The 14,168-nt window shown below is 38.1% G+C and carries 8 protein-coding genes; 2 read left to right on the top strand and 6 right to left on the bottom strand.

Translation table 11 applies throughout. The annotated features are described in order from the left end of the window. Positions 1 to 58: 58 nt before the first annotated feature. The 3 genes from ACOVQ4_RS05590 to ACOVQ4_RS05580 form a co-directional block, all read right to left on the bottom strand. Positions 59 to 1,786: a RagB/SusD family nutrient uptake outer membrane protein gene (locus ACOVQ4_RS05590; RefSeq protein WP_421819667.1), complete on the bottom strand. Its 1,728-nt coding sequence runs from the start codon at positions 1,784 to 1,786 to the stop codon at positions 59 to 61. Positions 1,787 to 1,821: 35 nt separating this feature from the next. Continuing rightward, on the bottom strand, positions 1,822 to 5,424 hold the full coding sequence (locus ACOVQ4_RS05585; protein WP_421819666.1) for a TonB-dependent receptor: 3,603 nt from the start codon (positions 5,422 to 5,424) through the stop codon (positions 1,822 to 1,824). A 199-nt stretch (positions 5,425 to 5,623) separates the two neighbouring features. Beyond that, positions 5,624 to 6,721 carry a FecR family protein gene (locus ACOVQ4_RS05580; protein WP_421819665.1) on the bottom strand — a complete coding sequence of 366 codons (1,098 nt, stop codon included), beginning with the start codon at positions 6,719 to 6,721 and terminating at the stop codon, positions 5,624 to 5,626. 287 nt (positions 6,722 to 7,008) lie between these two features. Here ACOVQ4_RS05580 and ACOVQ4_RS05575 point away from each other — a divergent pair, with 287 nt between their 5' ends. Further along, positions 7,009 to 7,638 (top strand): RNA polymerase sigma factor, encoded by a 630-nt coding sequence (locus tag ACOVQ4_RS05575; protein WP_421819664.1) that lies wholly within the window; start codon positions 7,009 to 7,011, stop codon positions 7,636 to 7,638. A gap of 224 nt (positions 7,639 to 7,862) precedes the next feature. Here the strand turns inward: ACOVQ4_RS05575 and ACOVQ4_RS05570 are convergent, their stop codons facing one another. Next, positions 7,863 to 9,413: a glycoside hydrolase 43 family protein gene (locus tag ACOVQ4_RS05570; RefSeq protein ID WP_421819663.1), complete on the bottom strand. Its 1,551-nt coding sequence runs from the start codon at positions 9,411 to 9,413 to the stop codon at positions 7,863 to 7,865. Between the two features lie 262 nt (positions 9,414 to 9,675). Here ACOVQ4_RS05570 and ACOVQ4_RS05565 point away from each other — a divergent pair, with 262 nt between their 5' ends. Next, positions 9,676 to 10,698, top strand: a complete 1,023-nt coding sequence (locus ACOVQ4_RS05565; protein WP_421819662.1) for a LacI family DNA-binding transcriptional regulator — start codon at positions 9,676 to 9,678, stop codon at positions 10,696 to 10,698. A gap of 98 nt (positions 10,699 to 10,796) precedes the next feature. Here the strand turns inward: ACOVQ4_RS05565 and ACOVQ4_RS05560 are convergent, their stop codons facing one another. Together ACOVQ4_RS05560 and ACOVQ4_RS05555 are read right to left on the bottom strand one after the other, a co-directional pair. Then, positions 10,797 to 12,722 (bottom strand): sialate O-acetylesterase, encoded by a 1,926-nt coding sequence (locus ACOVQ4_RS05560; protein WP_421819661.1) that lies wholly within the window; start codon positions 12,720 to 12,722, stop codon positions 10,797 to 10,799. 44 nt (positions 12,723 to 12,766) lie between these two features. After that, positions 12,767 to 13,786: a glycoside hydrolase family 43 protein gene (locus ACOVQ4_RS05555; RefSeq protein ID WP_421819660.1), complete on the bottom strand. Its 1,020-nt coding sequence runs from the start codon at positions 13,784 to 13,786 to the stop codon at positions 12,767 to 12,769. Positions 13,787 to 14,168 lie beyond the last annotated feature (382 nt).

The raw sequence follows: 14,168 nt of genomic DNA, 5'->3' as shown, positions 1-14,168 counted from the left end.
TTAGGAATAACGTATAGGGTCTTACTTTGTACCCTATACGTCATCCAATAAATTAAGATTACCATCCTGCATTTTGTTTCAAATTCGGATTTAGCTGAATTTGTTGTGATGGAATTGGTAGAAGGTAGTTACGCTCTTGCCATCTTCTGCCTGTTTCGATTCGGTAGATACCATTCGAAATGTTGTTTCTAATACCCGTCCAATAAGTTTCGTAGGCTGTACCCGTCCATTGAATCCCTTGAATATCCATCGGCAGCTCCGTTTCAGCGGTTTTCCAACGAATCAAATCATCTCTTCTAAAGCCTTCAAAATACAATTCGATATTTCTTTCACGACGAATTTCTGCACGCATATCCAAGCCATTTGCCGAAACGAATGCATTGCTTAACCTTGGCATCGTCTTGTTTACACGATTTCTTACCAGATTCAATGAACGATTTAAGTCGACATCCGAAATAGAACCATTTCTTTCATACACCGCCTCAGCATAGTTCAAAAGTACCTCAGCATAACGAATTACAGGGAAATCATACCCTTCTTGGTTATCGTCTAAACGTCTTTCGGTAGCCCATTTCTGATTGGCATAACCTGAGTTGGAGTTAGATCTATGTCTGCCTCTTGAACCAGCAATATCGGTAGCATCACCTCTCCAAGTTACCCGTGCACCTGGGTTTTCGTTATCCCAATAATAATTCCCATCCATCATCAGGTTGAAGCGCATACGATTGTCTCGGTTTTGGAACTCAGAAGTTGTTGTTGAAAACCCTTTAAATAAAGGTGACTTATCAATGGGTAAACCATCCTGACAAAGATATTGAGTAGCAAACTTGCGTGTCACCCAATAGATATTGTTGAGCGTCGAATGGGTAATGTTTAACCTAATTTGGCGACTAGCAAAATCATATCTGTTCGCCAAAATATATTCTTTGTTGGCAGCCTTGGTAATATTGGCTGGGTTAGACTGCTGATTTTCCAAGATAAACATATATTTCTGTGCCGAATCACCCAAGGCCGTTGGGGCGAACAATTCATACAAAGCGCTTTTCATTACCTCGTCATTACTCGAGATAGATTTGTCAAGCAATGTATTGGCACGGGCAGTATTGCCTCTAAATTTTTGCCAAGTACCTTCATATAAGGTAACTCTACCCAAAAAAGCCTGTGCTGCACCTTTACTTACTCTACCTTTATCAGCTGATGCAATAGCAGATTCCAATGGTAAATCTGTAATGGCTGATTCGATATCTTGAATAATAAAATTAACAATTTCTTCTCTAGAATTTTGAGGAGAGCTTAGCTCGCTCGAAGTGGTTGTTAATGTTTTAGTAATCAATGGTACCTCTCCGTACTGTTGCAATAAGTCAAAGTACGTATAAGCTCTAAAAAACTTTGCCTCGGCTACAAACTGCTTAATATCATTTGGTTGTGCATACGTACTTGCTTTTTCGATTAAGTAATTAGTTGCACGAATTCTTGAATAGGCACTATTCCAGTTACCATCAGACAGCGGAATAGTGTTGGTACCATTACTAAAAGCATTTCCGCCCGACACAAAAACGAAGTCGGCTCGACGGTCAGCGTGAGGTGAATCGTTTAGGATATCCGAGAAGCTACGCAAGTAGGTATAAAATTCGTTGGCAGCCAGTTTGAACTGATCGGAAGTTTTCCAATAATCGGCATCCGAAATTTCATTGATAGGCTTTAAATCCACCAAGTCATTACAACTGGCCGTAGTAAACAAAAGTCCAACTAAAGCCGCTTTTATATATATCTTATTGATTTTCATAATCTTAATTCATTTATTTTTCCTAAATCCTCTTACTAAAAAGTTAAGTTTACCCCAAATGTGAAATAACGATAAAATGGAAAGCGTTGGCTCGTGGTACTTACGTTGAGGTTGTTTGAATCTCCTGCATTTGATACAGTTCGAGGAGCCTCTGGGTCCCATCCATTACGAATTTTAGAAAATTCATACAAATCATTGCCTGAGAAATATACCCTTAAGCGCTCTATTTTGGCTTTTTGCGTAATTGATTTAGGAATAGTGTACCCTACTACAAGGTTTTTCAAACGTAGGTATGAACCATCCTCAGCCACCCAATCAGATGGAAAATAGTTATAGTTATTGATGGTACCTGTTGACGAAATACGTGGTAAAATGGCATTGGTTCTTTCTGCTGTCCACCACTGATCTAGGAAAGCTGCGTTTTGGGCTTGGAAAATTACCGCCGCAGGGATGCGCCAGTTTCCATCGCGCACAATCGTACGTTTGCCCACACCTTGCAAGATAAAGCTGAAATCAAATCCCTTAAATTGTAGACCTCCATTTACCGAGTATGAATAACGTGGATTATCAGTCCCAAGATAAACTGCATCTTCTGGGAAAGTAATTTTTCCATCGCCATTTACGTCTTTAAACATGTTGTCTCCAAGTGCCAAACGGCTATTGGCTTGGGCCGTAGCCACTCCAGAAGGCATACCAATGTTGTTTCCAGTAATATATTTGCGATAACTATCGAGTTGTTCTTGTGTTTGAATTCTACCATCGTAAACCAAACCAAAATAGGAGTTGATAGGGTATCCTTCCACCGCAGAATTGAATCCACGGTTGGCACTACTGATAAGGTTTTGTCCACCAAAATTGACTAATTTATTTTGGCTGTCCGAAATATTAAAGCCCAAATTGTAGGTAAGCTCACCAACCTTATCTCTCCAATTCATTGAGAAATCCCATCCCCAAACACTCAAGTCACCATTGTTCCCTGTTGGTGCACTCGCTCCCATCACAGCCGAATAGGTACGACTCAACAACATATTACCATTGCGTTTCCAGAAATAATCAAAAGACCCTGACAAACGTCTTTTCAAAATACCAAAATCCAAACCTATGTTTTCAGTTTCTAGTTTTTCCCATGTACGGTCATAAGCTACCAAAGTACCCGTTGGCGACACACGAACTACTGGACTAGTACCCAAAATTGGATAACTGGCATCGGTTGAACTAGTAGAATACGCAAGATTCAAGAATTGGATATAATCATAATTACTAATACCACTCTGATTACCCATCACGCCATAAGAAGCTCTTAATTTTAACTCATCAAAAATATTCAAATCTTTGATAAATTCCTCTTGCCCTAAACGCCATCCTCCTGAAACACCATAAAACAATTTCCATCGATCTTGCGCTCTAAACTTTGATGAACCATCGTATCTTGCATTGGCTTCTACAAAATATTTATCGTTAAAATTGTAGTTAAATCGAGCAAAATAACCCGCCAAGGCTGTATGCGTTTGACTTTCTGTTACAGTTTTGGAAGTAGGGTCACCAACACTCAGAGATAGTGAAGGAGGAACATTTGCTAAGACATCAAAAGTTTTTGCTAAATAAATATTTCGTTGATACAATTCATACTGAGCACCTAAAACTGCCTTAATTGTCTGATTTTGAGCAATTTCTTTTTCATACTCCAAATATCCGTTTAAGTTGTAATTATTTTCCAAACGCGTTGAACGTTGGTAGTAACTTCTAGTTGGTAAATTCGAAATCAGTACATTTCCTGTATAATCATACCACCCAATCGAATTACCCAATGTACGAATATCAGTATTTAGTTGATAAAAACCTGCATAACCAACAGCCCTCAGATTGGAATTAAAAGCATAAGTCAAATTTACATTCGAGTTCAATCGGTTGTTGTATTCCTTGTTATCCCCACCCTGAATGGCAATTTGATTTACAGAAGCATTTCCAAGTCCAGAACCCCAAACATAAGGTCTACCAGTCAAACCCAAACCGCTTAATGGTTTGCCGGGCTGATTACCATTGTTCAAAACATCACCAAGATAGGTTGGCTGAACAATATTCTGAATTTCGTAAGAAATATTCGTTTCTAACTTTAATTTTTTAGAAAATTGATAATCATGAGTAAATCGTGCGTTGTATCTATCAGAGTAGTTATTTCCTACTTGTAGTAAGCTTCCATCTTTTAAATAGCCTAGAGAAATTCGGTATCCAGATTTTTCAGAAGAACCTGATATACTCAATTGGTGCTCGGTGGAGGTAGCTGAGCCCCAAAGCATATCTTGTTCTGTTCCGGGGAAAAATGTAAAATCTTTAACATCTCCAAACAAGGAGGCACCATTCGCACTCATAGCATCGTACTCTGCTTTTGTCATCCACTGTTTTCCTGCGGCTAAGGCTTTTTCGGCTACCGAACCATAATTAAACCATATATCTGTCACAGGAAAGCCATCAGTAGCACGAGCTTCTTTTACCAATGGCGCCCAACCTTTGATATCTACTAATTTTGGTAGCAAACCTACTTTTTTGATAGAAGTCGAACCATTATAATCAATTACAACCTTCCCTGATTTTCCTCGTTTTGTGGTAATCAATACTACCCCTCCAGCAGCACGTGAACCGTATATCGCCGCTGAACCGTCTTTCAAGAAGGAAATATTTTCAATATCGTTTGGGTTAAATGAATTTAATGCCCCTACCGAAGGAACTGGCACTCCGTCTACGATTACCAAGGGTTCGGTAGAGTTGACAGAGGCAGCACCACGGATTTGAAAATTCCAGCCCTCACGACCCGATTGTGCTGAGTTACGCGTTACAGTCACGCCTGCCACCTGACCTTGCAATGCCGCCAAAGGGCTTGATACGGGACCACGATCTTTGAAGGTTGCTGCCGAAACCGTCGCAACTGAACCTGTCAAAGTAGCCTTTTTGGCGGTACCATAACCTACCACAACAACTTCGTTTAGTGATTTAACGTCAGATTCCAAAGTAACGTTAACAAGTACACGTTTTGAAACATTTACCTCCTTTTTGTTAAAACCCACAGATGATATTATCAAGGTAGCTGTCTCGGCCACTACAAGGCTATATTCTCCTTTTTCGTCGGTGGTAGTTCCTTTGGTAGTGCCTTTGATAATGATACTGGCTCCCGGTATTGCCTGACCATTTTCGTCAGTTACTTTACCTTTTATGGTTTGATCACCCAAAATAGTTAGGGTATTGATACGAGTTTCCAAATTAGAAATGGTAGCCAACATCATATTCTTTTTCAAGATAATTTTGTTACCAACCATCTCATAATCAACCCTTAAAGGTTTAAGCAAACGGTTTAAAACAAGATCCAAGGACTCGTTTTTAGCCGAAATTGTAGCAGTAGAATTAGCCGAGAAAATTTGAGGATTGTACAAAAAGCGTACGTCCGACAACTTCTCCAATTTATGTAAAATACTCTCAACTGACTGATTATTGCTTTGAACACTGAGTTTCTGATTGAGTACACTTTGAGCCACGCCTTCACGCGCCTCGGCCACAGTTGTACAGATAATCGCAATAAGCACCTGATAGAAACTTATCCGCATGACTTTTAGGATTGTTTTTTGAAATAGTACTTTGTTTTTCATACTTTTGTTTGATTTGTCGTTTCGAATCGGCAAACACTCCCCCAGCACACTTTTTAGTGTGAATCGTCATTGCCAAAGAAGATAGGGAGTCTTGAAGCGAGGGTGCGGGAACACCTTCGCTTCTTTTTTTGGCTAAAAGCCGAGTTTTTTACATAATAATAAGGTTTACTTTTATGAAAAATAAAAAATAATTTAACGTTTAATAACAACCGTTAGAGTAAATCACAATTTGCGCATCGACTTGTTCATATTTAGCATCAAGCGTTTTACAAATGAGGTTGAGTTTCTCAAAAAGCGGTTCGTCATCCAGTGAGGCTGTCAAATAACAGTTTTTCATCACTTCAGCATCATACACTATATTGATGCCGTAGGCTTTTTCTAAGGCTTTAAATACCTCTGAAATTGGCACATTATTAAATTCGAACACCTGATTTTGGATAGGTACCTTCAACAGGTTCGGTGAGTCTACTAAACTTCTAACCATTCTTTTGTCGGTTTCATCAAACACCACTTGTTGATTTGGTGTAAGTACTAATCCTTCTAATTTTTTGTGGTTGGTATGTTCATCCAAATTACTTTCTGTATTTTCGAAAACTGATACCTTACCAGTTTTGACAACCACTTTTACCGTTTTATCAGCCTCATTTGCTTGAATCAAAAAACTCGTTCCCAGCACTTTCGTGACTAATTTGTCAGCAAAAACAAAAAATGGCCTTGATGGATTTTTAGCAACCTCAAAAAATGCCTCCCCTATTAGAATGACCTTTCTTTGTTCTTTTTCAAATTTTTCTGGATATAAGATTTTACTGTTTTTCTGTAAAATTATCGTACTACCATCCTCCAAATTTACCGTCATTTGCTGCTCGGTTGTATTCTCCTTCGTAATCCATTTTAGGGTAGTACCTTGAGCCAAGGCAATACGGTTTTCAATTTGTTGAGAGGCCTCACGACTTCGATTTAGCCAGAAAAATCCAACAACAAGCAACAGAGAAGCAGCTGCATAAAAAAATTTAGGCCAAGGCCAGCGAAATACTTTCTGCTGAGCTTCCGATTCATCCAATTGTGCATTAAGTCTCTCCAATTCGAAGTTTACCTCCGTATCGCCTACATTTTCAAAGGCTTTATATATCGACAACAAAATACCTTTACTTTCCAATATATCGGCTCTTTTGTCTGTATTCAGCAACATCCATTGTTCCCAAAAGGCGGCATCGTCTTCCGAGTTTTCTAAAACCCATGCACGGAAAGATTCATCCGAAATAAAATCTATTGGCCTATATTGTCTATAATCTTGCATAGGAATTATTGCACTTTTTCTATTATTCAAACAAAAGATGTAATAATACTCTTGTCATACTCTTTTTTTGAAAACTTTTTTTAAATAAAAATTAAACAGCTTCCCAGTAAACAAATATAGCCTATTCGAAAGACTTAAACTTTATATTAAACGATTAACCTCAGACAGATTTTTTTAAAAATAAAACTCTCAGGTAGTTCATTTTAAAAAATGGGAAAAGTTTTTTCACAAAAATATTTCATTAAATATTTTTTTTGTTACATTTGCTTAATCAATTAAGCAATCTTATGGTAAAGTCGTCCTCCTTATCGAAAAATAACGAATTGTATGTGTCGCTCTGGGAACAGGCACAACTCGGTGATAGAACAGCGTATAGTCAGCTTTGTGAAGCGCATTATCGACTTCTGTTTAACTACGCCACAAACTTTACCAATGATAAGGAAGCGATTAAAGATGCCATTCAAGATTTGTTTTTACAACTTTGGGAAAAAAGATCTACTATTGGTACCATCAATGTCATGAGTATCTATTTGATAAGAGCAGTTAGAAATAATTTACTTTATCAGATGCGAAAAAACAAGTGGCAGGAATTTAGCATGGATGTCGACTCGGAGGAAGTCAATATTGCAGACGAAACCAATATTGAAGATCAATGGATTTCGACTGAAATCTATTCTCAGAACGAGCAGCGTGTCAGAAAAGCCCTTGAGCTATTGCCCAAACGCCAGAGAGAAGTACTTTTTCTAAAATTTTATCAAGGACTTAGTCACGATGAAATAGCTGATTTGATGAATATTAACAAACAATCAGTGTCTAATCATCTTCAAAAATCGATGAATACCTTGAGAACGCTCTTCCCAAACCACTGGGAAATTTGGATTGCTACTTACTTTATTCATTTAAAAATGAATCTATAATCCTTTCTAAAAAAAGTATGCTCCAAGAAACTCTTGGAGCATAGCTTGACTTTTCATTATCTATCCAAAATAATTAATACACTGTCTTAGTTAGGAATGAGGAATTATGAGTTGTGAATTTTGAGTATAAATAGCTATCAATATTTTATACTAAAATCAGATTTCCCAATTCAAAATCTCTATTCCTCAATTGTAGGCCTCAAAACTCTTATTTTACTTATATTTTACAGGTCTTTACTAATTCTGAAATAATCAAAATCGGCAATGCCTCCTATTTCTTTTGTAGCATAATAGAACAAGCCAAATCGATAACCCATAAAATGTGGTAAAGTATACTTCATTTTGAGAGGCTCGCCTATCTTTATCCAATTTTTACCATCAAAACTATAGAAGAATTCTGCGGTATCCTTCAAGTCTGTGAAGTCACAAGAAGCTTTTAAATATACCTGATGCTGCATGATAGCTACATTTTCAATTTCAACGGGCTTTCCACTATTGGCACTAATCATCACGATTGACTTTTTACCATTTTTTACTTGAACTCCTACTTGTCCAAATAATTTTTGCAAAAGACTCAATCCAGCAAAATCACCTTCTTTCATTTTTGAGACATCCAATAAAGTGACGCCAGAGCACGTTGGGCCAAAGGTTCTTTGAGTTAATGTATTCCTTGCCAATAAATACGAAGTATCTATGCGAGCAGTTTTAAAACGAAGAAAGCCTTTCCGTTCAGTCAAACTCCATAGTTTATGGTCAGGATTGTGGTTCCATTGCCAGACTAAAGGAAGAGAGGCCTCTCCGTTTTTACGAGTAAATTCATCTGAACTCACCAAATGTGGAATCAATCCAGTACTTGCAGGCAAATCGAGAGTATTAGGAACTTTGCCATTTTCACCGAATACTGGCCAGCCATTTTCCCATGTTACAGGCACCAAATAAGGGATTCGACCAACTGCACCATAATCCCTGAATAAATAAGAAAACCATTTTCCATCTGGTGTGTCAATCAAGCCTCCTTGTGCAACGCCTTTGTCTTGAAATGCCACTTTCCCTTCCCAAGGGCCAGTCAACTTATCTGCCCTATGCACTACTACGGTTCTCATACCACCTTTTGGCCAAGCAATATTAAACAAATAGTATTTCCCATTTACTTTAAATAACTGCGAACCCTCCGAGGGCAAGCCTATTGTGCCCGCAGGTGCACTAGCATTTTCTATCAAAACCTGTGAAACCGCACCATCCTTTACTCCAGAGGCATCACTTTTAAGTTCGATAATGTGTAATTTTCCCCCTCCGTAAACTAAATAGACTTTATCATCATCAAAAAATAAGGTATGATCATGGAATGATGGAGAAAAAGTATGTACTTTCCAAGGGCCTTTTTCTATGTTCTTTGTAGTAAAAACGTAGGTTTTATTGGTCGTTTGAGCAAAGGTCGTTAGGTAATATGTCCCTTTGTGAAAACGTAAACTACTTGCCCACGAACCTCGGCCATAGGTACTTTTGCCATTGAGAAGATTAAGTTCATCTATCGACCCCAAGGTATCAATAGGATAACCCACTAGTTGCCAATTCACCAAATCCTTAGATTTCATTATTGGCACGTTTGGTACCATGTGCATGGTAGTACTACTCATGTAATAGGTATCGCCCACCCGAATCATCGACATGTCGGGCACATCGGCAAAAATGATGGGATTGTGAGCTTTTCGGCTTTGAGCTACAGCCCAAAGACCAGTAAATAGGAATAAAGAGGTAAGAATTTTTTTAAACATAATTCGTCTTTACAATGTGTCAAATTGACACTTTTAGAGGTAAAATAAAAGGCAAGTCAATTAGGACTTGCTTTAAAAATGGTAATAAGACAAATTTAGCCATCGATTTAAGATAAACCAAACATTTTTAAATATTATTATTCATATATTTAATTATCTTATTGTTTGATTTTAAAAAAGCGTTAGGTAGATATTCATAAAACGTAACTTTACTTGGTGAGAAAGTATTGTGACAGTCCTAGACCCTGTTATTGTTAATAGAATGAGTCAAAGAAGAATAACCATATATGATTTGGCAAGAGCCATGGGTATTTCGGCATCGTATGTATCGAGAGCACTAAACGAACATCCTTCCATTAATCCCGATGTCGTAGCTGCGGTAAAGAAAAAAGCCAAAGAATTGAATTTTAAGCTTAATTCGCATGCTGCCAATTTGCGTCAAGGTTCTTCCAAAACGCTTGGGGTTATTGTGCCTCATATCAATCAGAGCTTCTTTTCTGAAATCATCGCAGGTATCGAAGAAATCTGCTTTGAACATAACTATAGCCTAATAATTTGTCAAACCCATGAATCTTTCCAAAGAGAATGTTTGGCTGTAGACACCTTGGTACGCCAAAATGTAGACTGTATTATTCTCTCGGTAGCTGCCGAAACCACAACGACCGAACATCTGGAAAACATTGCTCAGCATAATATCCCTCTAATTCAAATCGACCGTTATCTCGACCAATTAAATAGTTGTAAAGTACTGAACGACAACAAAAAAGCGGCTTACGATGTCATGCAAAGTCTTTTTGGACAAGGTTATGAACGAATCGCTTTTTTGGGTGGCCCCACACATTTAACAACCTTCAAACAACGTAGAGATGGATTTCTACAAGCTTGGGAAGATTCTGCCTTTTCAAGTAAAACACCCTTATTATTTGACGACGTCTTTGATTTGAATGTTGTGACTAAAGTCATAGAACAACTTTTGCAAGATGAAAATAGACCCGATGCCATTTTCACGGTATCGGACCATCAGTCAGTTGCCGTCTTGCAAAAGGCAGAATCATTGGGTATTCGCGTTCCACAAGATTTGGGTATTTTTGGTTTTGCCAATGAAACCTTTACTGCTATTATGAATCCCTCTTTATCTTCTGTTGACCAAAAAAGCAAAGAATTAGGCATCAGAGCAGCACGAGTATATTTTGACGATATTCGTAAAAACAATGGTATTCCGAAAATAGACCAAGTTATCTTAGAAACAGAATTAATGACTAGGCAGAGTTCGATAAGGAGGTAAAGCACCAGAGACGCAAACATTGCGTCTCTACAGTCAAGCTACAAATTTGAACCTAATCACTCAGGCACTCAATCACAAATCACTCAATTTGAATCGCCCTAATTATCCGTCCTAAACGGCGAGGCTGGCAGTCCTTCTGCGTTGATTAAATTTGGATTTACGGGGTTATCTGCCCACGCATATCTGATAAATTTTGGATTCGAAATACCATCAGCCCAAACAATTACTTTATTACCTTCAATTTTTGATTTTGCCCATACAAATTTCTTATCTGCTCCTGCAATCGCTAAATCACCAATAGGTTCTCCGTCCTTGGTTTTGAGTCCATTTCCTATATTCTCGAAAGTCAAGATTATTTGATGATCCTTGATTTCGGAAGAAAGCAAACTTGGTCCTGAATGAATGACATTTTCATGATATGCCAATTTTAAGGCCGTTAAGGCTAGTCGTTCTCCCACATCTTTCTTGTTATCTGGGTGAATATCATTCCATTCGCCAAGGTCGATGGCAACTGTCATCGCAGTATTCGGTACTGACAAGGCTTTGGCTTGTGATTCTCGCAAAACTGCCCAATTGCTTTCGGAAGGAAGATAGTCATAGTCCATAAATCCAGGTAATTGAACATATAAAAATGGTAAGCTTGGGTTATTCCATTTTTGTCGCCAATCTTTTATCAAAGCAGGTAATAGTTGCGCATATTCTGCAGGTTTTCCTGCATTGCTCTCGCCCTGATACCAACAAATTCCTTTGATAGCGTATGGAATAGCGTGTGCCACCATAGCATTATAGAGTGCAGTTGGCTGATTTTGAGCACTTATTGGAAAGACAGCATTGGGATTAAATTGTCTTTGAAATACTGCTCCAACTTTATATTGCCATGTTCCTTTCAAATCAACGGTATCTTTTTCTGTAAAAATACAATAAGGTTTATCTGGTACAAAACCACCCTTTCCGCCGTTGTTGGTCACTCGAACGACAAAGATATTTTTGCCTGCTTTTAGTATCTCAGGAGCAAGGGCATATCTTCGTTGGGGATACATATAACCTGTTGAACCCACTTTTTTTCCATTGATATATAACTCATCCGCATCGACAATTCTTCCTAAAAAAACTTTGGCATTTTTACCAATCATCGAGGTTGGAATCTCAATTTCTTTTCTATACCAAACAATACCATCTAGGTTGCGAATACCTTGGTCTTCCCAATACCCTGGCACATTGATATTTTTCCAATTCTTGGGAATATAATTCGTTTCATACCATTTACCAGTCATTCCTTCATCGCTTGGTTGTGGCAACGAGCGACTGTATTCCTGACTTTTGCGATTGACTTCATTGATGCGGGCAGTATCCTTGTTTTTGTTTACCAGTTCTTTCATATTGGGTATTTCGGGCAAACCTTCTTCGCTAATCCAAGCTTCAATCGGAGTTCCGCCGACGCTAGCGTTGATAATACCGATTGGAATCTGGTATTTTTGATGAAGCTGTTTCGCAAAAAAATAGGCTACTGCTGAAAATGGTCTTACCTCCTCACCCACGGCCTTTTTCCATTGTCCCGCAGGAATATCCTCTTGTGCTGAAACGAGATTGGTTAACGTTGGTACCCAAAATTGTCTAATCTGAGGAAAATTAGCCTCCGCAATTTCTTTGGCATAAGTCACATCATGGATATTGAGCTGATGTACCATGTTACTTTGACCGCTACAAAACCATACATCTCCAATCAAAATATCGTTGATTGTAATTTTGTTTTTCGTATCGCTCACCTCCATTTGATACGGACCTCCAGCCTCAAAAGCTGGTAAAGTCAATTGCCAACGACCAGATTTTGAGGCAATGGTTTTATAGGTTTTACTTTGAAACTTTACCTGAATTTTTGAACCTTCATTGTCCCAACCCCAAATTTTGAGCGCAGTTTGTCTTTGCAGAATCATGCCATCACTCACCAATTTGGGCAAACGTAATTGTGCTTTAAGAGTAAAAGCAAAAACACAAAATGTGATCAGTAAAAAATACTTTTTCATAGTAAATAAAGCGATAGAGACGCCGAATAGACGTCTCTGATAAGTTAAATTTGATACGGTTCTATCAATTGAATCAATCCATTTTCATCATAATGAATCTCTGTCATTTTGATACTTCGCAAGTGGGTTACGCCTTTTGACAAGGTAGAATCATGATAGAATAAATACCATTTACCCTCATATTCGCAAATAGAATGGTGTGTTGTCCAACCAATTACAGGGTTCATAATTCGTCCTGCGTAGGTAAACGGTCCATAAGGATTATCGCCAATGCCATAACATAAGAAATGTGTATCTCCCGTCGAGTAAGAGAAATAGTATTTTCCTTGATATTTGTGTACCCAACTGGCTTCAAAAAATCTGCGATCGTTGTCACCAGCTAACAGTTTTTCTCCGTTTTCGTCCAAAATAAAAATCTCTTGAACTTCTTCTGCAAACTCCAGCATATCGTCGGTCAATTTGGCCACTCTTGGTCCTAAGGCAATTTCATTTGCCGTAGGTTCAAGGTTTTCTGAGCTAAAAGTATTGTTGCGATAAGACTGTAATTGTCCGCCCCAAATGCCCCCAAAATACATATATGCCGAACCATCATCATCCACAAAAACAGCAGGGTCAATCGAGTAGCTATTTTTGATAGGCTCTGGTTGTGCCACAAACGGGCCAACAGGCGAGTCGCTTACCGCAACACCAATTTGGAAAATTTCATCCTGATTTTTTGCAGGGAAATACAAGTAATACTTTCCATTTTTCTCCGCTGCATCGGGTGCCCACATTTGTTTTTTAGCCCAAGGAACATCATTGATATGCAAAGCCACCCCATTATCTACGGCTTCGGCGTCGGGATTATCTAGAGAAATGACATGGTAATCTTCCATGGCAAAATGACTTCCTAAATCGTCAAAAGGAATACCTGCTTCGATGTCATGTGAAGGATAAATATAAATTTTACCGTTGAACACATGCGCTGATGGGTCAGCAGTATAAATATGTTTTACTAAAGGTTGTGAGATTGCTTTTGAATTTATTGTATCAAAATCGATATGGTCTATTGGTTTTTCTGGCATGGTAATAGTTTTTTAATAGAATAGTGTTTGCTTTGATTTACTAGTTCAAGACTTAGTCTTGGACTCATTTTCTTAGCAGTTTGAAACTGTTTTTTATAAAATTCAGTCAAAAAGTCTAAACAACCGAATCACATTTTCTAGTTTTGTCAAGTAATTAAATCTTACTTACTGATTACTGGACAAAAGAAAAAAGAAGCTTTCACATGTTATCATCTCGTCAGTCAATTTTAAAAAACAGTTTTAAACTGTTCAAACAGTAAGTCCAAGACTAAGTCTTGAACTAGTAATAGTAAATTCAGTTTTGCCCAGTAGTTAGGCACTTTTATCTATTTTCTTCTCTCTTTTAAATCTGCTTCGATGGTTAGTTCCATTTTTTTATCAA

It is taken from the genome of Flectobacillus sp. (genome assembly GCF_049240685.1).
Classification (GTDB): Bacteria; Bacteroidota; Bacteroidia; order Cytophagales; family Spirosomataceae; genus Flectobacillus.
The sequence above is the reverse complement of the archived record's forward strand: the minus strand, read 5'-3'. Positions and strand labels throughout refer to the sequence as shown.

Coding starts and splice junctions, on each gene's coding strand:
- ACOVQ4_RS05590 (WP_421819667.1), bottom strand. CDS start 1,786: ATGAAAATCAATAAGATATATATAAAAGCGGCTTTAGTTGGACTTTTG.
- ACOVQ4_RS05585 (WP_421819666.1), bottom strand. CDS start 5,424: ATGAAAAACAAAGTACTATTTCAAAAAACAATCCTAAAAGTCATGCGG.
- ACOVQ4_RS05580 (WP_421819665.1), bottom strand. CDS start 6,721: ATGCAAGATTATAGACAATATAGGCCAATAGATTTTATTTCGGATGAA.
- ACOVQ4_RS05575 (WP_421819664.1), top strand. CDS start 7,009: ATGGTAAAGTCGTCCTCCTTATCGAAAAATAACGAATTGTATGTGTCG.
- ACOVQ4_RS05570 (WP_421819663.1), bottom strand. CDS start 9,413: ATGTTTAAAAAAATTCTTACCTCTTTATTCCTATTTACTGGTCTTTGG.
- ACOVQ4_RS05565 (WP_421819662.1), top strand. CDS start 9,676: ATGAGTCAAAGAAGAATAACCATATATGATTTGGCAAGAGCCATGGGT.
- ACOVQ4_RS05560 (WP_421819661.1), bottom strand. CDS start 12,722: ATGAAAAAGTATTTTTTACTGATCACATTTTGTGTTTTTGCTTTTACT.
- ACOVQ4_RS05555 (WP_421819660.1), bottom strand. CDS start 13,786: ATGCCAGAAAAACCAATAGACCATATCGATTTTGATACAATAAATTCA.